Source organism: Flavobacterium sp. S87F.05.LMB.W.Kidney.N (genome assembly GCF_004366435.1).
Lineage (GTDB): Bacteria > Bacteroidota > Bacteroidia > Flavobacteriales > Flavobacteriaceae > Flavobacterium.
This window is the reverse complement of the sequence record NZ_SODX01000004.1, coordinates 19,037-44,523: the sequence shown is the minus strand read 5'-3', so window position 1 is coordinate 44,523 and position 25,487 is coordinate 19,037. Positions and strand designations below refer to the sequence as shown.

Annotated in this window: 25 protein-coding genes; 12 read left to right on the top strand and 13 right to left on the bottom strand. The window is 31.6% G+C overall.

Annotated features, from left to right (window positions below; translation table 11 throughout):
• Nucleotides 1-43: 43 nt before the first annotated feature.
• The 3 genes from EDB96_RS12730 to EDB96_RS12720 all read right to left on the bottom strand — a co-directional run bounded on the left by EDB96_RS12730 (nucleotide 44) and on the right by EDB96_RS12720 (nucleotide 2,194).
• Nucleotides 44-757 carry a ThiF family adenylyltransferase gene (locus EDB96_RS12730; RefSeq protein ID WP_057117885.1) on the bottom strand — a complete coding sequence of 238 codons (714 nt, stop codon included), beginning with the start codon at nucleotides 755-757 and terminating at the stop codon, nucleotides 44-46.
• Nucleotides 758-950: 193 nt separating this feature from the next.
• Nucleotides 951-1,595, bottom strand: a complete 645-nt coding sequence (locus EDB96_RS12725; protein ID WP_134141190.1) for a TatD family hydrolase — start codon at nucleotides 1,593-1,595, stop codon at nucleotides 951-953.
• Nucleotides 1,595-2,194: a DUF1684 domain-containing protein gene (locus tag EDB96_RS12720; protein ID WP_134141189.1), complete on the bottom strand. Its 600-nt coding sequence runs from the start codon at nucleotides 2,192-2,194 to the stop codon at nucleotides 1,595-1,597. Before EDB96_RS12720 ends, EDB96_RS12725 begins: the two co-directional genes overlap by 1 nt.
• Nucleotides 2,195-2,293: 99 nt before the next feature.
• Here EDB96_RS12720 and EDB96_RS12715 point away from each other — a divergent pair, with 99 nt between their 5' ends.
• The 9 genes from EDB96_RS12715 to EDB96_RS12675 all read left to right on the top strand — a co-directional run bounded on the left by EDB96_RS12715 (nucleotide 2,294) and on the right by EDB96_RS12675 (nucleotide 10,586).
• The gene (locus EDB96_RS12715) at nucleotides 2,294-3,514 is read left to right on the top strand and encodes an MDR family MFS transporter (protein WP_057117882.1); all 1,221 of its coding nucleotides are present in this window, start codon (nucleotides 2,294-2,296) and stop codon (nucleotides 3,512-3,514) included.
• Nucleotides 3,515-3,676: 162 nt separating this feature from the next.
• The gene (locus EDB96_RS12710; protein WP_057119772.1) at nucleotides 3,677-4,045 is read left to right on the top strand and encodes a BlaI/MecI/CopY family transcriptional regulator; all 369 of its coding nucleotides are present in this window, start codon (nucleotides 3,677-3,679) and stop codon (nucleotides 4,043-4,045) included.
• 8 nt (nucleotides 4,046-4,053) lie between these two features.
• The gene (locus tag EDB96_RS12705) at nucleotides 4,054-5,715 is read left to right on the top strand and encodes a M56 family metallopeptidase (RefSeq protein WP_134141187.1); all 1,662 of its coding nucleotides are present in this window, start codon (nucleotides 4,054-4,056) and stop codon (nucleotides 5,713-5,715) included.
• A 21-nt stretch (nucleotides 5,716-5,736) separates the two neighbouring features.
• Entirely contained in the window at nucleotides 5,737-6,105 is a 369-nt protein-coding gene (locus EDB96_RS12700; RefSeq protein WP_057117880.1) for a BlaI/MecI/CopY family transcriptional regulator, read from the top strand.
• Between the two features lie 10 nt (nucleotides 6,106-6,115).
• Nucleotides 6,116-7,957: a M56 family metallopeptidase gene (locus EDB96_RS12695; protein ID WP_134141186.1), complete on the top strand. Its 1,842-nt coding sequence runs from the start codon at nucleotides 6,116-6,118 to the stop codon at nucleotides 7,955-7,957.
• 73 nt (nucleotides 7,958-8,030) lie between these two features.
• Entirely contained in the window at nucleotides 8,031-8,474 is a 444-nt protein-coding gene (locus tag EDB96_RS21265; RefSeq protein WP_134141185.1) for a serine hydrolase domain-containing protein, read from the top strand.
• Between the two features lie 26 nt (nucleotides 8,475-8,500).
• Nucleotides 8,501-9,463: a serine hydrolase gene (locus EDB96_RS12685; RefSeq protein WP_134141183.1), complete on the top strand. Its 963-nt coding sequence runs from the start codon at nucleotides 8,501-8,503 to the stop codon at nucleotides 9,461-9,463.
• 79 nt (nucleotides 9,464-9,542) lie between these two features.
• Nucleotides 9,543-9,686, top strand: coding sequence for a hypothetical protein (locus EDB96_RS12680; protein ID WP_057117877.1), 144 nt, complete (start codon nucleotides 9,543-9,545; stop codon nucleotides 9,684-9,686).
• 54 nt (nucleotides 9,687-9,740) lie between these two features.
• Nucleotides 9,741-10,586 (top strand): EamA family transporter, encoded by an 846-nt coding sequence (locus EDB96_RS12675; protein ID WP_134141182.1) that lies wholly within the window; start codon nucleotides 9,741-9,743, stop codon nucleotides 10,584-10,586.
• An 86-nt stretch (nucleotides 10,587-10,672) separates the two neighbouring features.
• On the opposite strand, the gene EDB96_RS12670 is transcribed toward EDB96_RS12675, so the two are convergent.
• Nucleotides 10,673-11,227 (bottom strand): fasciclin domain-containing protein, encoded by a 555-nt coding sequence (locus EDB96_RS12670; protein ID WP_134141181.1) that lies wholly within the window; start codon nucleotides 11,225-11,227, stop codon nucleotides 10,673-10,675.
• Nucleotides 11,228-11,436: 209 nt separating this feature from the next.
• On the opposite strand from EDB96_RS12670, the gene EDB96_RS12665 reads away from it, so the two are divergent.
• Entirely contained in the window at nucleotides 11,437-11,964 is a 528-nt protein-coding gene (locus tag EDB96_RS12665) for an ExbD/TolR family protein (RefSeq protein ID WP_057117874.1), read from the top strand.
• 42 nt (nucleotides 11,965-12,006) lie between these two features.
• Here the strand turns inward: EDB96_RS12665 and EDB96_RS12660 are convergent, their stop codons facing one another.
• The 4 genes from EDB96_RS12660 to EDB96_RS12645 all read right to left on the bottom strand — a co-directional run bounded on the left by EDB96_RS12660 (nucleotide 12,007) and on the right by EDB96_RS12645 (nucleotide 20,120).
• Nucleotides 12,007-13,131 (bottom strand): gliding motility-associated C-terminal domain-containing protein, encoded by a 1,125-nt coding sequence (locus tag EDB96_RS12660; protein WP_166669307.1) that lies wholly within the window; start codon nucleotides 13,129-13,131, stop codon nucleotides 12,007-12,009.
• A 113-nt stretch (nucleotides 13,132-13,244) separates the two neighbouring features.
• A complete protein-coding gene (locus EDB96_RS12655) occupies nucleotides 13,245-16,655 on the bottom strand; it encodes a tail fiber domain-containing protein (RefSeq protein ID WP_134141178.1) in 3,411 nt (1,136 codons plus the stop codon).
• A gap of 723 nt (nucleotides 16,656-17,378) precedes the next feature.
• Nucleotides 17,379-19,157: a 30S ribosomal protein S1 gene (gene rpsA / locus EDB96_RS12650; protein WP_057117869.1), complete on the bottom strand. Its 1,779-nt coding sequence runs from the start codon at nucleotides 19,155-19,157 to the stop codon at nucleotides 17,379-17,381.
• Nucleotides 19,158-19,574: 417 nt separating this feature from the next.
• Nucleotides 19,575-20,120 (bottom strand): NAD(P)H-dependent oxidoreductase, encoded by a 546-nt coding sequence (locus EDB96_RS12645; protein WP_134141177.1) that lies wholly within the window; start codon nucleotides 20,118-20,120, stop codon nucleotides 19,575-19,577.
• A gap of 97 nt (nucleotides 20,121-20,217) precedes the next feature.
• Here EDB96_RS12645 and EDB96_RS12640 point away from each other — a divergent pair, with 97 nt between their 5' ends.
• Together EDB96_RS12640 and EDB96_RS12635 are read left to right on the top strand one after the other, a co-directional pair.
• Nucleotides 20,218-20,592 (top strand): winged helix-turn-helix transcriptional regulator, encoded by a 375-nt coding sequence (locus EDB96_RS12640; protein WP_057117865.1) that lies wholly within the window; start codon nucleotides 20,218-20,220, stop codon nucleotides 20,590-20,592.
• Nucleotides 20,593-20,651: 59 nt separating this feature from the next.
• Nucleotides 20,652-21,161, top strand: a complete 510-nt coding sequence (locus EDB96_RS12635; RefSeq protein ID WP_134141175.1) for a hypothetical protein — start codon at nucleotides 20,652-20,654, stop codon at nucleotides 21,159-21,161.
• A 24-nt stretch (nucleotides 21,162-21,185) separates the two neighbouring features.
• Here EDB96_RS12635 and EDB96_RS12630 read toward each other — a convergent pair whose 3' ends face one another.
• From EDB96_RS12630 to EDB96_RS12610, 5 genes are all read right to left on the bottom strand, one after another.
• Nucleotides 21,186-21,911 (bottom strand): hypothetical protein, encoded by a 726-nt coding sequence (locus tag EDB96_RS12630; protein ID WP_134141174.1) that lies wholly within the window; start codon nucleotides 21,909-21,911, stop codon nucleotides 21,186-21,188.
• A gap of 97 nt (nucleotides 21,912-22,008) precedes the next feature.
• Nucleotides 22,009-23,385 carry a nucleoside permease gene (locus EDB96_RS12625; RefSeq protein WP_134141173.1) on the bottom strand — a complete coding sequence of 459 codons (1,377 nt, stop codon included), beginning with the start codon at nucleotides 23,383-23,385 and terminating at the stop codon, nucleotides 22,009-22,011.
• 68 nt (nucleotides 23,386-23,453) lie between these two features.
• Nucleotides 23,454-24,146, bottom strand: a complete 693-nt coding sequence (gene cmk, locus EDB96_RS12620; RefSeq protein WP_057117861.1) for a (d)CMP kinase — start codon at nucleotides 24,144-24,146, stop codon at nucleotides 23,454-23,456.
• Nucleotides 24,147-24,184: 38 nt separating this feature from the next.
• Nucleotides 24,185-24,790, bottom strand: coding sequence for a murein L,D-transpeptidase catalytic domain-containing protein (locus EDB96_RS12615; RefSeq protein WP_134141171.1), 606 nt, complete (start codon nucleotides 24,788-24,790; stop codon nucleotides 24,185-24,187).
• Nucleotides 24,791-24,881: 91 nt separating this feature from the next.
• Nucleotides 24,882-25,484: a murein L,D-transpeptidase catalytic domain-containing protein gene (locus EDB96_RS12610; RefSeq protein WP_134141170.1), complete on the bottom strand. Its 603-nt coding sequence runs from the start codon at nucleotides 25,482-25,484 to the stop codon at nucleotides 24,882-24,884.
• Between the last annotated feature and the right edge of the window lie 3 nt (nucleotides 25,485-25,487).

Below are 25,487 nucleotides of genomic sequence, written 5' to 3'. Positions count from 1 at the left end.
AAGGTTCTAAGTTTTTTTTACTAAAAACTGCGACTGTGACTGATTACTTTTTCAGAAGATGTCTAATTACCGTTTCAGCAGCGTGCAAACCAAATAATCCTGGCATATAACTGTTTGTTCCGTAAAATGACTTTTTAAAGTTTTTTCCGTCGGTTAATTTTAAACTTTTTTCGTCTTGAATTTCAGAAGAGAAAACCACTTTTAATTTATTGATTTTTGCTTCTTTCAAACGCTTACGAATTGTTTTAGAAAAGTAGCAGTTTATTGTTTTAGAAATATCGGTTACTTTTACTTTAGAAGCCAGCATTTTACCGCCAGCACCCATACTGCTTATTATTTTTACTCTTTTTCTCTTCGCAGCAATAATCAAATTCAATTTTGGAGTAATACTGTCAATACAATCTAAAACATAATCAAATTCTGGAGAAACAATTTCAAAAGCACGCTCTGGAGAAAGAAATTCCTGTACACGCGTCAAATTTAATTCTGGGTTTATATCCATCAATCGATCCCCTACAATTTTAATTTTTGGCTGACCAACTGTAGAATGTAACGCTGGTAACTGACGATTTATATTGGTAATATCCACAACATCTCCATCTACAATTGTCATATTTCCTACTCCCGCTCTTGCTAGAAACTCAGCTGCAAAAGATCCAACTCCTCCTAATCCAACTACTAATACATTTGAATTCTGTAAATTACTTAATCCTTCTTTTGTAAATAAAAGCTCAGCTCTTTCTGTCCACTCTGCCATATACTCTATTATTGTTTTTTTTATTTTTGTTTATTTATTTTGTTTTAAGTTTCAGGTTTCAAATATGTCATGAGGAGCGAAGTCGAAGCCCGATTTCTTATTGTTATAACTTAAACTTTACTCAGTGTGAAAAATCACATTCAACTTTTCACATTCAACTTCTCACATTTAATTTTTCACATTTCTCTATTCCTTATCCAAAAACACTTTTATAATTACTTGAAATAATACTTTGTAATTCATTTAAATTTAAACTTTTATACTCTGAAGCCAATTCATAAACCATTTGAATCGATTCTTCCATTGTATCGGTTTCTAAAAAGAATCGGTCGTTTGGAACATTTTGAAAAACAGTTTTTAAATCTGTATTTCTCAATAAATACTTTCCAAAAGAAAGATAAAATCCTGCAGCAATCAATTGTTCGGCAACTTGTTTATTTTTAGAAAATCCGTGAATAATCATCGGAACTGTAATTTTTAATCTTTTCTTAATTTCAATTACTTCTTGAAAAGCTGCGACACAATGTATTACAACTGGTTTTTTGAATTTTTCTGCTAATGCTAATTGTTGTTCAAAAACTGAAATTTGTAAATCCAGCGGAATATCAATTCTTTTATCTAAACCGCACTCTCCTATTGCCAGACAATTTTCGGTTTGCAATTTTTCTTCTATAATTTTCAAATCGGCATCAATGCGATTTTCTTCAATATACCACGGATGAATTCCCATCGAATAAAATGCAATTGAAGCATCAAACTCTTTCGGATATTGGTTAACCAATTCTAAAACATCTGCCTGATTGGTAAATTGATGGGTATGAAAATTAAAATATTCCATTAATGAAAGGTTTTAACACCCGCTTTAATTTCAATTTTCAAATCATTTTCCTGCGGAACCAGTGGACAAGAATACTCGTAGTTATAAGCACAATACGGATTATAAGCTTTATTGAAATCGACTGCGATTGTATTCCCTTTCGGAATTTCAAGATCTATGTAACGGCCGCCGATATAACTCTGTTTTCCAGAAGTTAAATCTGAAAAAGGTAAAAACAAATGATTTTTGTATTTCTCCTGTACTATAAGTTCTAAATTTTGGTAAACGTTCAATTTGAAATCTTTACCTTTTATTTTAAAATATAAAGTACCGTATTTAATATATTTTGAAGTATATTTTCCCGACTCTTTCATTTCAAAAACTTTTCCTCCTTTAGCTTTTACTAGAGTAGCATTTACAAAAAAAGTCTCGTTTACCGGATAAAATTCTAAGCTTTTAAAAGTTTTTAAATCTTTAGTCATTAACGGACTAGTCTTAGGATCAGCAAATTCTGAGTTCAATTTCTTTTGAAATTTTTCTACTTCACTTTTACTAAACTTTTTTTGGCCATAGCCAAAAGTAAAAACCAACAATAAAACTAGGGCGTTTAATGTTTTCATCTTAGAAATTTTCTGCAAAAATAGTTCAAAAGTAACAAAACAACAACCACTTAACGCGACAAAGTTTCCTAACTTTGTGACGATAATCTATCAAACAAAATGCTTAAAACCGCTTTTACCCATTACATCAACAATTTTAGAGGATTTACAAGAGAAATTTGGATTCTTGCCATCATCACATTTATCAATCGTGCCGGAACAATGGTACTTCCTTTTTTGTCCAAATATTTAAAAGAAGATCTTCATTTCAGTTATAATCAAGTCGGATGGATTATGGTTGCGTTTGGCTTTGGTTCTATGCTGGGTTCGTGGCTTGGAGGTAAACTTTCAGATAAAATAGGCTTCTATAAAATCATGATATTCAGTTTATTTACAAGCGGTGTTTCTTTATTCTTTGTTCAATATATCACTACTTTTTGGGCTCTTTGCGTTGCCATGTTTTTATTAATGACAATTGCTGACATGTTCAGGCCGGCGATGTTTGTTTCTTTGGGAGCTTATGCCAAACCAGAAAATAGAACACGTGCCCTAACGCTTGTGCGTCTTGCTGTAAATTTAGGTTTTGCTGCAGGACCTGCACTTGGAGGTCTAATTATTATGGGAATGGGCTATTCTGGTCTTTTCTGGGTTGACGGCGCTTCTTGCATTATTTCGATTTCGATTTTTGCTTTATTAGTAAAAGAAAAGAAAAAAGTAGTTCACGATGATAAGACTGAAAGCGCTGTTGAAACTAAATCTGTTTTTCATGATAAAATTTTCTGGGTTTTCTTATTTGTGAGTTTTATCACTGCAATGATATTCTTTCAGCTTTTTACCACTTTACCTTTATATCATAATGAAAAATTTGGCTTAAGCGAATTTCAAACTGGATTATTAATGACACTCAACGGACTTTTGATTTTCTCTTTAGAAATGCCTACGGTTGGATTTTTAGAACGAAAAGCTTTTCCTAAAATCAGAATTATCATTGTTGGTTCTTTTATAATGGCTCTGAGTTTCTTTATACTTCTTATCAATTTCTGGGCAGGCATATTAGTAGTCAGTATGGTCTGTATTTCTATTGGAGAAGTTTTAACTTTTCCTTTTTCGAATGCCTTTGCTTTGAGCAGAGCACCACGCGGACAAGAAGGTCGCTACATGGCTCTATATACTATGAGTTTTAGTCTTGCTCATATTATTAGTTCAAAAGTCGGGTTTGAGATTATCACAAGATTAGGATACCAAATCAACTGGCTATTTATGGCTTGTATTGGCGTAATCGCAACTGGATGTTGTATCTGGATTAAAAATGCTCTTGTTACAGAAAAAGTAACACAATAAACTTTTAACTTATTAATCCATTTAAATTCAATTAATTACCATTAAATTTGAATCATATTTCTGTGCTCAAAACCGAATTCAACTTAATTTTTAGTTAAATAACTATTTTTATAGTTGTGTAACTAAAAAAATAGTTGTAGGTTTGAATTAAAATTAGAGATGATGCAGAAGTTAACAAACAAAGAAGAAGAAATTATGATGATTTTATGGAAGCTGAAAAAAGCTTTTGTAAAAGAAATCCAAGCAGAAATTACTGAAGACCAGCCGCACTACAATACGTTATCTACTATTGTACGCAATTTGGAAGAGAAAGGATATGTTGGGCACAATGCCTTTGGAAATACGCATCAATACTTTCCTATTGTTGCAATTGAAGATTACAGAAAAGGATTTATGAAAACGGCAATTGATAATTACTTTAATAGTTCCTATAAAAGCATGGTTTCCTTTTTTGCTAAAGAAGAAAAAATTTCAGCCGATGAATTGCGAGAAATTTTATCAATGATTGAAAATAAAAACGAAGAAAAATAATCTTGCTTATGGAAGCACTTCTTATTTATATCGCAAAATCAAGCAGTTTAATACTTTTTTTCTATTGCGTTTATTATTTTTTGCTGCGCAAAGAAACATTCTTTAACAGCAACAGATGGTTTTTATTGTCTGGTTTAATAATTGGAGCGATTTTGCCATTATTAAGTTATACAAAAGTTATATGGATTGAGGCTGCTCCATCTTTAGGTACTACCATTCAATCATCATTAATTGAAATTCCCGAAAGAGAAGCTTCTAATTTTAATTGGAGTTATATTATCATGTCTTTATATGGAATTGGCTTTTTAGTTTTTATAATAAAATTTGCAATTGATTTTTATAGTCTCAATTCTATTATCAAAGGAAAAAAAATACAACAGCAAGCTGATTTTAAATTCATTGATGTTAATGAAAATATAGCGCCTTTCTCCTATTTTGAATATATTGTATACAACTCATCACTGTACACCACTTCTGAATTGGAGAATATCATCGAGCATGAAAAAGTACACAGCGACCAAAATCATACTGTAGATGTATTAATTTCTAGATTATTCAGTATTATTTTTTGGTTTAATCCAATTGTCTGGCTTTATAAGAAAGCGATCACGCAAAACCTTGAATTTATTGCTGACAGCGAGGCTGCTAAAAAATTACAAGACAAAAAATCTTACCAATACACGCTTTTAAAAATAACAACACACGAAAATTGTGTTGCAATCACCAATCATTTTTATCAATCATTAATCAAAAAACGAATTGTCATGTTAAACAAAAATCAATCAAAAAAGAAGAATTCCTGGAAGTATTACACAGTAATTCCAGCTCTTGCGGCATTTGTTTTATTATTTCAAATTGAAGTAATTGCAAAAGAAAAACCTCAGGCAAAAAAAGAAATTTCGGAAACAACCAAGTCTGTAGACGTGTATAAAATTAAAAGAAACTCTACAGATGCGGAATTAAAAGAAATTAAGGCGAAATTAAAATCAATTCATAATATTGATTTTGAAGTTTCAGAAATAAAAAGAGATTCTAAAAACAATCTAACTTCAATAAAAGTAAATGTTACAAGAGGCGAACAGCAAGCTCAATCAATTCAAATAGGAGATCAAATTATAAAAGATTTTGGAGTACTTGTTATAACAGACAAAGATGGAAACAAAACAATTGGTATTCAAACTTTTGATGATCCAAAAGATTCCAAAACTGCTAAAGAACCTAAAGTTGGAGTTAGCAAAAGTATAAGCACCATAACTTCTGATAACTCAGATGATTCTAAAACAAATTCAGTAATTACAATTAACAAAAACCAAAATACTAAATCAGATAACAATGTTAACACTTATTCTTTTACTAGTACAAAAACTAATACTGATACTAACACAAATATTAACGGTGTTGTAACTATAAATAATGACAAAAATGTTGTCACTAAAGTAATTACTAACGGGGGCTCAACAATTGCTATTTCAAATTCTGCTAAAAGTGCTACTAAACTAGATGGCCAACTCGTGATTGTTGATGGAGAAGAAATGCCAAGTAATTTTGATATTGATTCTATAAAAGCTAAAGATATCGAATCTGTAAGCATTTATAAAGGATCACAAGCTGTAGCTAAATACGGTAATCGCGCTGCAAATGGGGTTATTGAAATTGAAACTAAAAAATAAAAAACTTTTATAAAAAAGAAAATGCAAAAACTAACCAATAAAGAAGAAGAAATCATGCATATTTTATGGAAGCTGAAAAAGGCTTTTGTAAAAGAAATTCAAGCAGAGATTTTAGAAGATCAGCCGCATTACAATACTTTGTCTACTATTGTTCGTAATCTGGAAGAGAAAGGTTATGTTGCGCACAATGCTTTTGGAAACACGCATCAGTATTATCCTATCGTAAGTATCGAAGATTACCGAAAAGGTTTTATGAGTACTGCTATCGACAATTATTTTAATAGTTCGTACAAAAGCATGGTTTCATTTTTTGCTAAGGAAGAAAAAATTTCTGCAGCCGAATTACGAGAAATATTAGATATGATCGAAAATCCAAAAGAAGGAAAATAATCAAAATACTATGGAAGCACTTTTCATTTTTATCCTGAAATCAAGCGGATTGTTGGCAATGTTTTACTTTGCTTACATCTTTTTACTTCGCAAAGAAACTTTTTTCAATAGCAGCCGCTGGTTTTTAATAGCGGGATTAATTACTTCTGTAATTCTGCCTTTTGTAGTTTATACCAAAGTTATCTGGATCGAAAAACCAGCTGTGCAAATTATCAACAAAAGAGTGGTTGAGAATTTTTCTACTGCTAATACTTATAGCGCTAGTACTGCTTCTTACGAACCCCAATACAGCCCTGCAGCGTTGGTTGAAGAAGAGCCGATTGAAATTAATTGGGATTTAGTCTTAATAGCAATCTATAGTTTAGGATTAGCTGCTTTCTTGTTCAAATTTGGGTTTGATATTTATAGTTTGAACGCAGTTTTAAAAGGGAAAAAAATACAGCAGCAGGAAGATTTTAAATTTATTGACATAAATGAAAACATAGCTCCTTTCTCCTATTTCGATTATATTGTGTATAACTCATCACTATACACTCCAATAGAATTAGAAAGTATTTTGGAACACGAAAAAGTGCACAGCGACCAGAATCATACGATTGATGTTTTGATATCTAGAATCTTCTGTATCTTATTTTGGTTTAATCCAATTGTGTGGCTTTATAAAAAAGCTATTTTACAAAATCTTGAATTCATAGCCGACAGAGAGGCCTCTAAAAAAATCAACGACAAAAAAGCGTATCAATACACGCTTTTAAAAATCACAACGCATGAAACCTGCGTTGCAATCACCAATCATTTTTATCAATCATTAATCAAAAAACGAATTGTCATGTTAAACAAAAATCAATCAAGCAAAAAGAATTACTGGAAATATTATGCTGTAATTCCCGCTCTTGGAGCTTTTGTCCTTTTATTTCAAATAGAAACAATCGCACAGGAAAAGAAACAAAACGGATTGCCTACTATTTCAAAAGACACTATTAAATCAAGCGATGAAACTTTTAAAATCACAAAAAACACAACTGATCAGGAATTAAAAGATTTGCCAGGGAAATTAAAAGCAAATCATAATATTGATATTGAAATTTCAGACGTTAAAAGAAATACCAAAAAGGAATTAACTGCTATTCAAATTAAAGTAAAATCAGAATCGGGCAAGAAACAAACTATTGTAATCGACGGTGATGAAGCTATAAAAGACTGTGAATTTGCAATTGGAACTGACGAAGATGGCACAAAATCTATAGTTATTAATACAGACGAAAACTTCTCTGTTCCTGTTATGATGAGAAATGAAAAAGTTATCGTTCGTCACTACGGAGATTCAGACATTACACCTCCTACACCACCAACACCGCCAGTTTTTCCTTCAGGACCAATGCCAGCTGCACCTGCATTAGATATGTCTAAAATGCCAAAACCTCCAGTTGCTCCAAAAAACATGAACGATAAAGTTGCTGTAAGTAAGTTTGAAAAACAAATGGAAGCTTTTGAAAAACAAATGGAAGTTATTGAGCCTCAATTGGAAGCGTATGAAAAACAAGTTGAAGCATTAATGTCTCAAAGAGAAGCGATTTACGAAAAAGAAATGGCTAAGTATGAGATAGCAATGGAAAAGTTCCACGCAAACATGGAAAAATTTAATTACGACTTTAAGTTTAAATTTGAAAATGATGCAGAATATGGCAACACAAAACAATATGAGCAAGACATGAAACAGTTGGAGCTTGATATGAAACAGCATGAAAAAGACATGAAACAACATGCGAAAGATATGAAGCAGCATGAAAAAAACATGAAACAGCACGAAAAAGATATGAAAGCTATGGAAAAAGAAAATAAAAAAGCTTAATATACTTTGTTCATTTAGAAAAAACCAGTGCTAAAACACTGGTTTTTCTATTTCTAATATTAAATATTGCAAAATGAAAAAAAATCTTCTAACTCTTTTCTTGCTTTTTAGTCTTTCTATTATTGCTCAGCAAAATTTAGCCGATAAAGCCATTTTTAAAGCTATGGATAAGACAGCATCAATATTATTAGAAAAATCAAAAACTAATTCAATCTCAATTGGTGTTGTCAATAATGGAAAAACTTTTACCAGACATTATGGAGAAATTGATAAAAACAAAGAAAACAAAGCTGATAATAACACTGTTTTTGAAATTGCATCGATCACTAAATTATTTACCGGTTTACTTACAGCTCAAGCTGTATTAGAGGGAAAACTAAATCTCAACGACGACATTAGAAAATATCTAACTGGGATTTATCCAAATTTAGAATATAACGGTACTCCAATTACGATTAAAGATTTAGTTTCTTTTAGAACTGGTTTTAACAAGATCTTCCAGATACTGATGAATTAAGAAAAAATCGAAGCGACAGCAGTTACTTGGCTTTTAAAAAGCTGGACGAATCTTACAGTCGTGAAAAGTTCTTTGAAGATCTTAAAACCATTAAATTAGACACCTTGCCAGGAACTAAATTTAAATACAGTAACGGAAGTCTAAATTTGACAGCTCATATTTTAGAAAACGTCTATCACAAAGATTATGAAACACTTCTCAAAGAGAATATATTTTCAAAATTGGACATGAAATCAACTGGAATTAATTTAGATTCAGACATAGTTATTGCAAATGGTTACAATCTAAAAGGAGTATTAATGCCGAGAATTTCAGATAATCTTTGGGGCGCTGCTGGAAGGTTAAAAACTACTTTAGGTGACTTAACTAAATTTATTGCTTACGAACTAAATACAAAAAATAAAATTGTTCAGGAATCGCAGCGAAATCTCTTAAACAGTATCACAACTTGGAACGGCTATTTTTGGGATTATATTCAGGTAGATGAAAATGGTCAAAACTGCTGGAAACACGGTGGTGCATTTGGTACTCAAAACATGTTGATTGTTTATCCAGAAAGGAAACTTGGATTATCGATCATTGTAAATATAAGCGATGAAAATACAGCAAATGCATTAGGAGAAGCCATCATACGATTGTCAAATGATTTACTTAGTGCATACAAAAAACAAACTGGTATTTATGGATATAAAATAATTAATAACAATGTTGTTTTTAGTTATGAACATGATAAAAATTTAAACTCAAATCTTATTAAAAGTATATCGATTGCAGGTTCATTCAATAATTGGAACCCCAATGATAAAAACTATCAATTGATTCAAAAAAGCAAAAACACCTTTGAATTATCGATTCCAAAAGCTAATTTTGAGAAAGACAAGACACATTTTTTTAAATTTGTAATTAATAAATCTGGCTGGATTGAAGCTCCTCAAAATGTAATAAACAGAGAAGCAGATGGCGATAAAAACTTAATTCTTAAAATTTAAAAATTACATAATTCGCACCTTAAAGACTTTGCTTTAAACCCAAAGTCTTTTTTTTATATCTTTGAAGAAACAATCTACTATGTATAAATTCTTAGCTAAACTAAATAAAATACTATTGCCGAGTTTTACCAAACAAGGTTTGGATATTTCAAAAGCTAAAAAATGGCAAATGGCTATTATTGGTTATCGTGCATACGTAACTAAACGTGCACTAGATAATTAACTATTAGATCTTCGCTTATTACACAGAAAAAAATCTTTTTCTGTATTATCATCTATGAAAAATAAAGAAATAAACCTCCCTCCTGTTCCGGCAGTATTACTAGCAATTATTAGTGTACAGTGCGGTGCAGCAATTGCAAAAACACTTTTTCCTGCAATTGGAGCTGCGGGAACTGCATCGATACGTATTGGTGTTTCAGCATTAATTTTATTATTAGCTTACCGTCCCAACTTAAAAGCAATTACGGCAGATCAATGGAAAATTGTGATTCCTTATGGTTTATCATTAGGTGCCATGAATTTAATTTTTTATTTTGCTATTGAAAGAATTCCAATCGGATTAGCTGTTACCTTAGAATTTGTTGGACCGCTCCTGCTTGCTATAGCTGGATCAAAACGCTTAGTAGATTATTGCTGGGTTTTGCTTGCTGCAATAGGCATTTTACTAATTGCGCCTTGGACAAATGATCGTCTAGATCCTTTAGGTATTTTATGCGCGCTTTTGGCTGGAGCATTTTGGACTGCTTATATTGTATTAGGAGGAAAAATTTCAAAAATAATGAACGGCGGACAAGCCGTTTCTACAGGGATGCTATTTGCTGCAATTTTAATTTTACCATTCGGTTTTATAGAAAACGGATTAGCAAATCTAACTCCAAAACTCTTCGGAATGGGAGTTGCGCTTGCACTTTTATCTAGTGCTATTCCTTTTACTTTAGAAATGAAAGCCTTAGGTCAGCTTCCGCCGCGTACATTTAGTATTTTAATGAGTTTAGAACCTGCAGCAGCTTCTATTTGCGCTTTTATTTTTCTTCAGGAAAGTTTAAGTTTTTATGAAATTTTAGCAGTTGTTTGTGTTGTAATCGCATCTGCAGGAAGCACCTTGACTGCTAAAAAGTAATTTAAAAAATCTCAAAAATTAAAATTCCAAATCCCAATTTAAAACTTGGAATTTGGAATTTAGGATTTTGAAATTTAATTTATGTATTAATTTTTTGGAAGTAATACAGCATCTACAACATGAATTACACCATTTGATTGATTCACATCTGCAATTGTTACTTTAGCTTTATTTCCGTTTTCATCTGTAATATATAAATCTTTACCTTTCATCCAAGCAGTAAGAGTTCCACCGCTAACAGTTTTAATAGCTGCTTTTCCTTTTCCATCTTTAATTGCTTTTGCAATATCTGCCGAATTCCATTTCCCAGAAGCAACATGATAGGTCAAGATAGTTTGTAGTTTCTTTTTGTTTTCTGGTTTCAATAAAGTTTCAACAGTTCCTTTTGGTAATTTATTAAAAGCTTCGTTTGTTGGAGCAAAAACAGTAAATGGACCTTTGCCTTGTAAAGTCTCAACTAAATCAGCAGCTTTTACTGCTGCTACCAATGTCGTATGATCTTTTGAATTAACGGCATTTTCAATAATATTTTTATTTGGGTACATTGCTGCTCCACCTACCATTACTGTTTTTTGAGCAAAAGATGTAAATCCGAATGCTAAAGCAAAAACTGCTGAAGCTAAAAATTTTCTAGTTTTCATAATTATTTTTTTAAGTTATAATGACATTTACGGGGATATATTTCTTTTGGTTTTATGAAAAATGAAAATAATTTAAAATAATATTAGAATATTCTCAAAACACATTGTAAAACAGCTTATTAATGATAAAAAAAATATTTTACTTTTTTATTATTTACAGAATAACGAATCCTTTTTATTATTAAATTTAGATTCAAAACCTCTTTATTATGAAAAATCTACCTCAAAAAGTAAGAAGTAAAAAACTAAGTTCTAGAGTTGATTTAACTGCAATGGTCAGCGTTTCTTTTTTGCTGATTATATTTTTTATGGTAGTAGGGGAATTATCAAAGCCTAAAATTATTGATTTGAGTCTACCTGATAATGGAGATATTGTCTGCAGACCAATTGCTTGTGTGGACACTAATAGAATTTATACAATACTTTTAGATGATAAAGATAGAATTGTAACTTATTCAGGTTTACTACAAGATTCTTCAGTCAATCCAAAAGAAATTATTTATGGTCGAGATGGAATTCGAAAAGAATTATTCGGTAAAAAAAGAGCAATTCTCGAATACTCCACATCAATGGGTAAACCAAAAAATGGTCCAATTGTAATTATCAAACCAAGCAAAAAGTCTAATTTTAAAAATTTAGTTGATATTCTCGACGAAATGGCTATCGTTAAGATTGATACTTATGCAATTGTTCCTGAATTTACGCCAGAAGAAACCAAATTATTAGCATCAAATTAATAATTAAAAATTAAATTTCCAGCATGAAAAAGTCTGCCAAAATTAGTTAGACGAAGTAAGATATATATATCCTGCTTTTTCTTTCCAAATACCATTCGTAACCTCATAGCTTAGTGTATAAAAGTAAGTTCCATCTGGTAATATACTGGATTTTTTTACTGTAGCCCTGCCTTCAGAATATCCGTAGAAAAAATTATTATCTATTCCGTATCCGGTTGTTTCAAATACTTTTATTCCCCAGCGATTATAAATTTGAAGTCTATTGTTTGGAAAATTAGTGATTCCGTCAATTTGAAGAAAATCATTTTTTCCATCTTCATTTGCAGAAATAGCATTGTGAATGACAATTTCATCAGAGGAATTAGACAGAATTCGTCCAAGTGTAAAAATCCCATCATTATCAATAGTTGCTGTTACTGTTTTACCACTTTCATCGACAGCCGATGTATAATAGACCCATTTATTTGCAGTTTCATCCCATCTTACAATGGCTAATGTTGTTCCAGGATTACCATTAATAATTTCGTTGGGCGTTGTGGCTTCATTCCAGGACAAAGTAATTGCAATATCTACAGGATTCTGGTTGCTTTCAAAACTCCAATATTCAGGTAAATCAATAATTTGAATCAAAGGATCTTTCTGATTATGTGGGTGTAAAGCATTTGAATCTTTTAGATAATATCTGCTCCTAAAAAAATTGGTCGTTGCGTTACTCTGACTGATCGCCGAAGGCCTAAAAAAACCGCCGTCGCCTATAGGAAATTCAAATTGATTGTTTTTATTTCTTTCAACAAAACCAGCAACATAACTGTTATTACTTGTATTTTGATGCGTTGCATTTTCTTCAAATAAAAAATTTCCGGGCTGAGTCACATTATCTACAATTCCATAATAGAAATCAGAACTGCCAAATACAGTAATATCTCCAGATAATAAAAAGGCAGGCTGAGTAAAATTATTTTCAAATCTGGCATTATACAATTCACTAACTGATACTCCAGAAATGGTTTGAGCCGCAGCACTACCTTTAAAATATGTTAATCCTGTAGTCAAATTTGGAGAAAAAGTTACCAGCCCGTCATTATTAAAATTAGCATAAACATAGAAAGTTCCGTCATTAACAAAATCTCCTGTCGTTTTATTATCAAAAGATTCTATAGTAGACAAAATGGTATTTGAGCTGACTGTTAAACCACCAATATTTGAATTTGCGCGCTTATTTTACTAACATAGCATATTGATAGTACAAATAAATATATCATTATTTTACTCATAACTTCTTACTTTAATTTACTAACTACTACTTCTAAACGTTGTAAGCGTGTTTCAAGATCTGCTATTTTTTTATCTTGTTGCTCAATTATTACTTGTTGCTCTTGTAAAGCTTTCACAAGCGGAACAACAAATTCTGAGTAACGAAGGCTGTAAAAATCTTTTTCGCTGGCTGGTTTAACAATTCCACTAAATTGATATCCAACAGAATTAGCTGCTGATTCTACTTCTTGAGCAATAAAACCGGACTGCAAATCGGTTGTTCCTGTTTTAAGATGATAAGTAACGGGGCGAAGTTTATTTATGAAATTTAAACCAAACGAACTTGTTTGTATCTCTTTTTTCAAACGTAAATCTGAAGGATTTGACCATGCTACCTGTCCTCCAATACTGGTCATAGCATCATTTCCTATCTGCACTGTATTATTTCCTCTACCTAAAGCTGCATAACCAATTACGACCTCATTATCAGCAGAATTGTTAAGTGCTCTTATCTGTGTACCAACATAAACACAATTATTAGCCCCATTTAAAATATCTGTTCCTGAAGCACCGAAATATCTACCACTTTCAAATCCTATTGCAACATTTCCAGAACCAGAAACATTTTCGTATAAAGCGGTAGCTCCAATAGCCGTATTGTTGTTCCCTCCTAAATTTTGGCTTAATGCAAAATCTCCCATTGCAGTATTTGAGTTTCCAGTACGATTAAAATTACCAGCATTATTTCCTACCGCCGTATTATTGTTTCCTATTGCATTATTTTGTAAAGCTCTAGAACCAACTGCAACATTTGCCTGACCTGTAGTAGTCGCGAACAAAGCTTCTATACCCGTGGCTATATTATTACTTCCGGATATATTTGAGTAAAGTGCATTAAGTCCTGAAGCTATATTATTATTTCCGGTATTATTATTATTAAGAGTAAAATCTCCAATTGCAGTATTATTGATTCCAGTTGTGTTTGAAGTAAGTGCCCTAACCCCAATCGCTTGATTTCTGTTTCCAGTGGTGTTTGCATTTAGTGCATAATCTCCTATTGCAATATTATTGTAATCAGTATTATTTGCAAGAGAATTATATCCGATAGCAATATTATAATTTCCAAAAAGATTATTTGCTAATGCATTGGAACCTACAGCTATATTATAATTTCCACCTATATTTAAATTTAAACTTAAGCTTCCTATTGCTACATTAGAAGTTCCTGCAGAAAGCGGATTTGCCCCAACTCCGAAAGAAGTATTATTTGTACTTAAAAGACCACTTTGAATGTTATTTCTTTTAAAGACTAAATCAACATTATCTGTTGTACCTAAAAAATTTGTGCCGGCAACTGTTTGCGCATTTCCTCTAATATCCCATTTTTGTTTTAATTCTGTTGCTAAATTTTCAATTGCTCCCTGCACATTTGTAGAAGGAACAGCAATTGTTGTTGACGATGCCGGAATAGCCGTACTAGGTGTTAATAAAGCAGTTTCAACAGGAGAATTAATAATATACGGAGTTGCTATTTCTCCATTACCAGTAACTGTAACATTTGTTCCAGCGGTTACCACAGATTTTAGGCCTGTTAAATCAAAAGGACTTACTGTTCCGTCTTCACTACTGTAACTTAATGTACTAGTCGCTGGATCATAAGACAATGAAGTTAAGGTTTCCTGGATATTTTCCTGTAAACCTTCTTCATTTAAATAATTAGCGATTATATTTCCAGTTAGTACTACTGGTGTTATTTTAGTGGTTGTTTCTCTTATGTCTACTGGTGTTCCTCCAGTTTCATTAGCATATTGTGCAATAATATTACCAGTTGTGACAACAGGAGTAATAGTTGTAACGGTTTCTGAATTTGTAACTAAAGCAGCCAGATCTATTACCGATGGAACTCCATTTTCTGGATTATAAGTGAGTGTCTGAGCCGTTGCATCGTATACTAAACTTGTCTGTGTTTCGGCGCCTTGGACGAGATTTAATAAATTAACTACCGTTGGTGTTCCATTTTCTGCGTTGTATGTTAATGTGTTTGCAGCAGCATCATAAACCAAACTCGTTAATGTTTCATTATTTTTGATTATGGTTGCCAGTTCTGTTACAACGGCAGGATTATTTAAAATTGTTGAAGCATTATTTGTAACATCGCCAACTACGTCAATCACAGTTACTGTATTATCTTCACTGGTATAGGTATGTTTGCCATCTGGAGCATTAACCAGAGTAGTAATTGTTTCTGAACCTTTTACAAGATCTGACAGATTTATTACCGCTGGAACTCCATTTTCCGGATTATAAGTCAGCGTCTGGGCCGTTGCATCGTATACTAAACTTGTCTGTGTTTCGGCGCCTTGGACTAGATTTAATAAATTAACTACCGTTGGTGTTCCATTTTCTGCATTGTATGTTAATGTATTTGCACCAGCATCATAAATCAGACTTGTTAATGTTTCATTATTTTTTATGATCGTTGCCAATTCCGTTACAACAGCAGGATTGTTTAAAATTGTAGAAGCATTATTTGTAACATCGCCAACAACGTCAATCACAGTTGCTGTATTATCTTCACTGGTATAGGTATGTTTGCCATCTGGAGCATTAACCAGAGTAGTAATTGTTTCTGAACCTTTTACAAGATCTGACAGATTTATTACCGCTGGAACTCCATTTTCCGGATTATAAGTCAGCGTCTGGGCCGTTGCATCGTATACTAAACTTGTCTGTGTTTCGGCACCTTGGACTAGATTTAATAAATTAACTACCGTTGGTGTTCCATTTTCTGCGTTGTATGTTAATGTATTTGCACCAGCATCATAAACCAGACTTGTTAATGTTTCATTATTTTTGATGATGTTGGTTAATTCCGTTATAACCGCAGGATTATTTAAAATTGTTGAAGCATTATTTGTAACATCGCCAACAACGTCAATTACAGTTACTGTATTATTTTCACTGGTATAAGTATGTTTACCATCTGGAGCATTAACTAGAGTAGTAATTGTTTCATTATTTTTCACAATATCTTGAAAATTGATTATCTGCTGATTTCCACTTTGATCAACATAATAAAATGTATTCGAAACAGGATTAAATACTACTGTTCCTTCTGGAACTGTTGTTTCAGAAGAGACTACGATTCTGTTCCACTTATTATTGTACCAATAATAATAACCTGGAGTAACATTTAGCGGCGCTGTACCAGCCGTTGCTTCATTAAAAACTAAAAGACTTGAAGGTAATGATCCTGTATTAAGTATAGGATTCATACTCGTTGTACTTTGCAATTGAACTCTTGTAATCAAGACACCTCTATTGGCTGCAACAACATCTAATTGAGAAGAATTATTCGGTAAAGGAGTTCCGATTCCAACTTGAGCATTACACAAACCTCCCAGAACAAAAAGTAGAAGTAAAATTTTAATTTTCATAAACTTTGATTTAAATTAATAAAATAAAATAGTAGGAATTTTATAGTATCATCAATCAAAATATTAATTACATGTTCGAAAAAGAAAGATGTAGAAAAAGCAGAAATTTAAAAATAAGAGTAATTGTGGTTTTCAAAGTATAATGAAGGCGTAAAAAAATAAATTTTCCAAAAATTGTAATTATTTTATTGACGACAGGATTAAGTTGATCTTATTTCTGTGAAATTTAAATAATAATTACCACAGTATTAAGACAGAAAAAACATAAATAGATTATAGAAAATATATTAAGCTAGAATGCTAAGAATATAATTAAGAGTATTTTTTTTTCATCATTTTGAAATTTATAAATTAAATTAAATTAATCGCTATTTAAAATCTAATTGATTGAAAATTACATTTAAATAAGTGACTACTAAAGTATTTATGACTGTCTCCTTAAATATCAAGAGGAAAAACAACTTATTTAAAAAAAAGCTTTTTAAATAATTAAATCATATAAAATATATGAAAGGTCAATAAACAGTTATTTGCAAATACAAAATTATAAAAAACTGTTTTACAGCACTATAAACTTACAAAAAAAATATTATATTTAAATAAAATTTTATTTTTTGAGAAAAAAACAACGCGAATAAGACTATAAATTAACACAAATAAAAAACTATAATAATAAAAAAAGTCCCACAAATGTGGGACTTTCTATTTAGAGGAAACTAAGAATTATTTTTTCTCAGTTTTTTCCATTTTAGCTTTTAAAGCAGCTAATACATCATTGTTATCTCCTAAAGTTGCAGCTGGTGCATTAGTAGTAGAGTTAGATGAAGTATTTTCAGTTGCAGCTTTCACATTTTTCTCTTCTTCTTCACGGAAGATAGCAGTGTGAGAAGCAACTACTCTTTTGAATTCTTTGTTAAATTCGATTACTTTGAAATCAGCAGTATCACCTTTTTTCAATTTCTTTCCGTCTTCTTTTTCAAGGTGACGAGTAGGAATGAAAGCAACGATATCATCTCCGAATTCTACAGTAGCTCCTTTGTCAACGATTTCAGAAATTTCACCATTGTGGATAGTTCCTACAGCGAAAGAATCTTCGTATTGATCCCAAGGATTAGCAGTAGTTTGTTTGTGACCTAAAGATAATTTACGTCCTTCAACATCTAATTCTAATACAACTACATCAAGTTTTTCACCAACATTTACAAATTCAGATGGGTGTTTGATTTTCTTAGTCCAAGAAAGGTCAGAAATGTAGATTAATCCATCAATTCCTTCTTCTAATTCTACGAAAATACCAAAGTTTGTAAAGTTTCTAACGATACCTGTATGTTTAGAACCTACTGGGTATTTAGAAGTGATATCAGTCCATGGATCTTGAGTTAATTGTTTGATACCTAATGACATTTTACGATCATCTCTATCTAAAGTTAAGATAACAGCTTCAACAACATCTCCAACTTTTACGAAATCTTGAGCAGAACGTAAATGAGTTGACCATGACATTTCAGAAACGTGGATTAAACCTTCAACACCTTCAGCAACTTCGATGAAAGCACCGTAATCAGCGATTACAACTACTTTACCTTTAACTTTATCGCCAACAGTTAAGTTAGCATCTAAAGCGTCCCATGGGTGAGCGTTTAATTGTTTCAATCCTAATTGAATTCTTGTTTTCTCATCATCGAAATCAAGGATTACAACGTTTAATTTTTGGTCTAATTCAAGAACTTCACTTGGGTGGTTGATTCTACTCCAAGAAAGGTCAGTAATGTGAATTAATCCGTCAACACCACCTAAGTCAATGAACACACCATAAGAAGTGATGTTTTTAACAACACCTTCTAATACTTGTCCTTTTTGTAATTGACCGATGATTTCTTTTTTCTGTACTTCAATGTCAGCCTCGATAAGAGCTTTATGAGATACAACAACGTTTTTGAATTCGTGGTTGATTTTTACCACTTTGAATTCCATCATTTTGTTTACATATACATCGTAGTCTCTAATTGGCTTAACGTCAATTTGAGATCCTGGTAAGAACGCCTCGATACCGAATACGTCAACAATCATACCTCCTTTAGTTCTACATTTAACAAAACCGTTAACGATTTCTCCAGTTTCATTAGCTGCAATAACTCTATCCCAAGATTTGATAGTACGTGCTTTTCTGTGAGATAATACTAATTGACCTGTTTTATCCTCACGGATGTCAATTAATACTTCTACTTTGTCACCTACTTTTAAATTTGGGTTGTAACGAAATTCGTTTAAAGAAATAACACCTTCAGATTTAGCATTGATATCAACGATAACGTCTCTATCTGTAATTCTAACAACAACTCCTTCAACTACTTCTTCTTGATCTGTAGCGATGAAAGTTTTTGATACTAGTTCTTCAAACTCTTGTAAGTTTTTCTCATCTACTGCATCAATTCCTTCTTGGAAGTTATGCCAGTTAAAATTTGCTAAAAACTCTTCTTGTGATTTTGTTTGTTCAGACATGCTGATAAAAAAATTTGTATTCTGTTTTTCTCGAGTTTCTCTATGCGATAGAAAATACAGAAGTTGTTTTACATAAATGGTTGATTCCTAATGGAAACTCTTCTCTGCCAAAAGGTTTGCAAAATTACTACAAATATTTGGACTTACAAAATAAATCCAATTGATTATTAAGCAATTATTCAGGAGCAGAAAATTTCCGGTTTTTTCAAGACGTGATGTCCCGCTTTCGCTCTTATCTTTTCCTTGCTAAAGAAGCAAGAAAAAGGATAACCGCTCAATCGGGGCTATATTAGTTCTTTTCATATTTTAAGAACTTTTGTAAGGAGAAATTAAATCGAATGCGTATTATTTAAACTGGCTTCCAATTAGCTCAGCCTGAAAATACTTTAAAAAAAAACGTTGTACTGATGATGCAGCTCAAAAAAGCTTTTCAACATAATTTAGCAAACGATACGCATACATCTTTGCTCTTTCTTTGACTTCATCTTTTGTAAAACCATCAACTGAGGATGTTCCGTGAAAAAAAATCGGATCTAAAAAAGTCATTTGAGCAAAATAGGCTGTCTGCTCGATATTTTTAAAAAATTCAGCAATTCTAAAATTATGTTTTCCAAAAGTTCTGTACTCCTGCTCCAACGAACCAACTGTCACACTCACTAAAACTTTTTTGCCTTTGAGCTTATCTCCTTTTGAACCATAAGCAAATTGATGTTCGAAAACCACATCAAACCAATGTTTTAAAATCGCCGGCATATTATACCAATATAAAGGATATTGAAAAATTATAACTTCATGACGAAGTAGAGCTTCTTGCTCTTCTTTTATATCAATCTTAAAATCAGGATATAATTCAGCCAGATTTCTAATTTCTATTTCTGGATTCGTTATCTGAATTTCTTCGATAATTGCCTTATTTGCGACTGATTCTTTTATTTGTGGATGCCCTAAAATTATTAATGCCATTTTTAATTATTTATACTATCATTTTTATAGTTACAAAATTATTTATAGTTTTACAATCCCACAATAACTATCCAATTGGATAGGTCAAACAAGCAGTATGAAAAAGATAGAATGCGAACCTGATTTAATTAAACTCGACGGAAAAACTTATCCGTGCACTGTCAGTCTAGTAATGGATTTAATGGGCGGAAAATGGAAAGCGGTAATTCTGTATCATTTAAAAGACAATCCAAAAAGATACAATGAACTCCGAAAAGAAATGCCTACAGTGACAGAAAGGACATTAAGCTTACAACTCAAACAGTTGGAAGAAGATGGGTTAATTTTTAGAAATGTAGATGGAAAAAAGCCTCCAATAAAGGTAACCTACGGTTTAACGGACTTTGGAAAATCTTTTAAAACTGTTTTAGAATCAATTACCCAATTGGGAAATACAATTGCTTCTGAAAGAGGAGAATTTATTGTAGCTTAAACTATTCTCAATTAAACCTTCCTAAATATTTATAGGGCACTTTACTTTCCTACAAAATCATGACATTAGACGAAATAAAACTTAAAATAGAAACTTTTCACAAAAATGGGCAAGTAATCAATGCCGTTTATTGGCTTTTAAAAAAGTATAATCTTAAAAATTCAAATCTTAAAGGATTTGAATTTAGAGAAAAAGCCAAACCAGATTTTATTCTAATGACTACCGAAGGAGATTTTGGAGAATGTCAAATTATCAGAATTCCAGAAAACACATTCGAATTTCCATTAGATCTAATGCTGATTCTCATTGTACACGAAATCGTTCATGTAAAACAAAAAACAGTAAAACCTTATGTTTTAGATAAAAACGAACGAGAATGGCAGGCATATTACGAAATGAACTTTCATAATTTATTTCCGCAAGTTCCAGAAATTTCCAATTTTCATAAAAAATTCTTCGCTCAAAAGGGCTTAGAATATTACAAACGAATGGGTGTAGGCTCTGAACTTCAAAAGAAATACGCCGAACAAAAAAAGCAAGTCGACGATCTGATTATCTCACTACAGTAAGATTTTATGACTAGAGCTATTTTCTCATTCTACAATAAAATAGCACAAAAGCGCAAAGATTAGAATACACAATAATCCTCCTATAATTTCGACCTTCAAGCGCTGCTTCTTATCAATTGTAAAAGTTTCTGGATTTATATAATGATCGGTATAAATGATAGGATCAATGGTAATATCTGGTCGGTAGTGCTTTATTCCTAATAAAAAACTCCGAATCAATTCTGCTCGATTAGCATACAGCATCACAAAAAAATGCCTTCCTAGAAAAGCATCATTATGAGCTATTACTTTTCCATCTATCATGACAGGCCAATAAAACTGATCATAAAAAGATTTCGAAGGTCTAACTGATGTAACATCATATTTTTGAGGTTCAAAATAATGCTTGAGTTTTTCTCTTTTTACAAAGCTGTTCCAAGGTATTTCTTTTACAATTCTTCCATTAAATTTATTTAAATAACGAATTCCTTTTTCATCAATTATTGTAGTTGTGAACATTTTATTTTTTGAGTAAATAAGCAATATTGCGATTCCTAACAATATAATTGAAAATACCAAAGACAAAACTATAGTTCCTGCTTCATCTAGTCTAGTTTCATTAAGAGAACTTGTCAGTAAAAAAATCAATCCTGTTAGAAAAAACAGTGTCAAAAACACCCAAAAAGACCCCAAGATAAGATTTAGAAACCGCATGGGTTTTGAGCTAATAGATCTAAAAGGAGGTAATGATTCTTGTGGTGAATTTTGCATAGAAACAAGAGATGAATATCAAATATAAGCATAAATTAAAAAAGAAAAGCCCATTTTCTGTTTGAAAAATGGGCTTTAAAATATGTTGTAAAGTCAATTAATGACTCAAATTCTCAATTTCTTTTGGATCGTGTTTATGTTTAAATAAAACAGCAAAAGCAATTGCAATTACCAAAGCATAAATAGCAAAGGATAACCAGATTGTATGCCAGTCTTTCATTAAAACCGGATTTGTAAAAGCTCCGTCTGTAGAAATAGAATTTCCTTGGCTTTTTACAAATTCTACCATTTTTTCATTAGCTGGATCTGTTTGTAAAAATCCCGCTAATTCTGTTGTGGTAGTAAACGATTTTGTAAAGAAACGATCGATCGCCCAGCCAGAAGTTAAACTTCCTAAAACAGCTCCTACTCCATTGGTCATCATCATAAATAATCCTTGTGCAGACGAACGAATTTTAGAATCTGTATTACTTTCTACGAATAAAGAACCTGAAATATTAAAGAAATCAAACGCCATTCCGTAAACGATACAAGAAAGAATAATCATCCATAAACCATTTACTGGATCTCCAAAAGCAAACAATCCAAAACGTAAAACCCATGCAAGCATACTAATAAGCATAACTTGTTTGATTCCGAAACGTCTTAAGAAAAATGGAATTGCCAAAATAAATAGTGTCTCAGAAACTTGAGAAATCGACATAATAATTGTAGAATACTGAATTACAAATGAATCTGCATATTTTGGGAAATGTTTAAATTCATCTAAAAATACATCCCCATAAGCATTTGTCAATTGAAGTGCCCCTCCTAAAAACATAGAAAAGACAAAAAATAAAGCCATTTTGTAGTTTCCAAATAATTTAAAAGATTCTAAACCAAAAGTTTCAATCCAAGTTGCATTTTCTTTAATTAAACGCTGTGGTTCACATTTTGGAAGTGTAAAAGCGTAGATCCCTAAAATTAAAGCTCCAATTCCAGCAATATAAAATTGATATTCTGTTGCTTTACTTCCGCTCAAATTGGTAATCCACATCGCTACAATAAAACCAATTGTTCCCCAAACTCGAATAGGCGGAAAATCTTTTACAATATTTTTATTGTTTAATTTAAGTGATGTATAAGAAATAGAATTACTTAAAGCGATTGTGGGCATATAACAGCACATTGCTAAAAGCATAACTGCAATAAAAGTATCTGGAGTACTTACCTGTGCAATTGCAAATAAAACAACAGCGTAAAGAATATGCAGAACACCGTATAATTTTTCTGCATTTACCCACCTGTCAGCAATAATACCCGTAAGTGTAGGCATAAAAAGAGATGCAATTCCCATGGTTCCAAAAACAAGTCCGAATTGAGTTCCTTCCCAGTTTTTTGTGCCAAACCAATAATTTCCAATTGTTATAAGCCAGGCTCCCCAAACAAAAAATTGAAGAAAGCTCATTAAAATCAATCTGTTTTTAATCCCCATATATTTAAAATTGTCTTTAGTAAAAATGAAGCGGTAAAACTACCATTAAAAATAATATCTGCAAAAAATTATGGTGTTTTAACAACATCATTTACCAATTCTAAAACGGCTGCAAATTGTTCTTCTTTATTTAAGTAAGAATTATCTATTTCTATTGCATCTTCAGCAATAACTAAAGGCGAATCTTCTCGGTGTGTATCCATATGATCTCTTTCGACAACATTTTTAAGAACTTCTTCATAAGAAACATTATCTCCTTTTTGCTGTAATTCGTCAAAACGTCTTTGAGCGCGGGTTTCAGCACTTGCAGTCATAAATATTTTAAGTTCGGCATCTGGAAAAACAACTGTCCCAATGTCTCTACCATCCATTACAATTGCTTTATTTTTTCCCATTTCCTGTTGTTGTTCTACTAATTTAGCACGAACTTCAGAAACGGTGGCAACTTTACTAACGAAATTAGAAACTTCAATAGTTCTAATTTGCTTTTCAACATTTTCACCATTCAAAAACATTTCAGCAAAACCTAAATCTGCATTAAATTTAAATTCCAATTGAATATTAGGCAAAGCGTTAATCAAGGCGTCTTTATCAAAAAAGTCAGCTCCAATAATATTCTGCTGCATAGCAAAAAAAGCAACTGCACGATACATAGCGCCTGTATCTACATATACATATTCAAGTTCTTTTGCCAATTGTTTTGCTAAGGTACTTTTACCTGTTGATGAAAATCCATCGATAGCGATAGTAATTTTTTTCAATTTTCTATTTTTAAATTTTTATTCTATTAAAAGCTGAATTAGTAGTAAATACTCATCAAAATATCCGATTCAGAACTATCAATTATCTTGGATATTCTCTCAAAATACTTTTTATTCACCATTGGACAGCCATAACTATTGCAAATGTAGCCATCTTTCTCTTTATATGGAACATCATAATAGTAATGAAAAACAATATCTCTTTTAAAAGCATTACTATTAGTGGTATCTAGTCCATACAACCTATAGGCTTTTCCAAACTTCCCTACATATTTATTTCCTATGGAATACCTTCCTAACGAGGTACTTAATGAATTGGGAACGTTACTAAATCTAAGTTTTCCTTTTACTCCAGTTTCAGAACCAGAACCATGAGCGACCAATCCTTTATCGATAACTTTATTTGTTTTTAAATCATAAACAAAAAAACGATTTTTACCAGAAGGGATTTTCATATCAATAAAAAAGGCAACATTTTTATTATATCGAGAACTTGTATCTATAAGCTTTTTAACTTTAAGGACTTCACATTCTATTCTTTTGGCATCCGCAGCAGATAAATCCTCATTTCTTTTGTTCGATATTAAGTAGAAAGATACAAAAGCTAAAAAAATAAAAACGCAAATTAGAATTATTTTCTTCATAATAAATCTGCAAAAAAAAACTTTCTATTATCGAAAATCAAAGCGATTTCGACAATAAAAAGCTATATTTTAAATTAGTTAAAAGTTCTAATTAATAGTAAATATCCATTAAAATATTTGACTTAGAACCATCAATTATTTTTTCTATTCTTTTAAAGAATTGCTCGTTAACCATTGGACATCCGTGGCTGTTGCTAATGTAATAATCTTGCTCTTCTAAAGGAACTGCAGAATAAGAATGAAGTACAATTGCTCTTTTTAAAGCATTGTTATTGCTTTCTTCTAAACCGGCCAAGCGATATGCTTTTCCAAAAATGCCACGGTAGGTTTTACCCACTGCATATCTTCCTAATGCGGTACAATTAGAATTTGGCATATTACTAAACTTAAGCATTCCTTTTATTCCTGTTTCAGATCCAGAACCGTGAGCTACTAAACCTTGGTCTATAATTACGTTTTTTTCTAAATCATAAACAAAAAAGCGGTTTTTCCCAGAAGGAACTTTCATGTCGATTAAAAAAGCAATTTTTTGATTGTATTTATGATCAATGTTAATCATATTTTTTAAATCAATAATTCTGCTGTTAATTCTTTCCATTTCTATAGTAGAAATAGCATCATCTTCTTTAAAAGAGAGTTTCGAACCCGTTAAAAACCCTACAGTTACGAACAAAAACAAATAAAATATTTTCATATA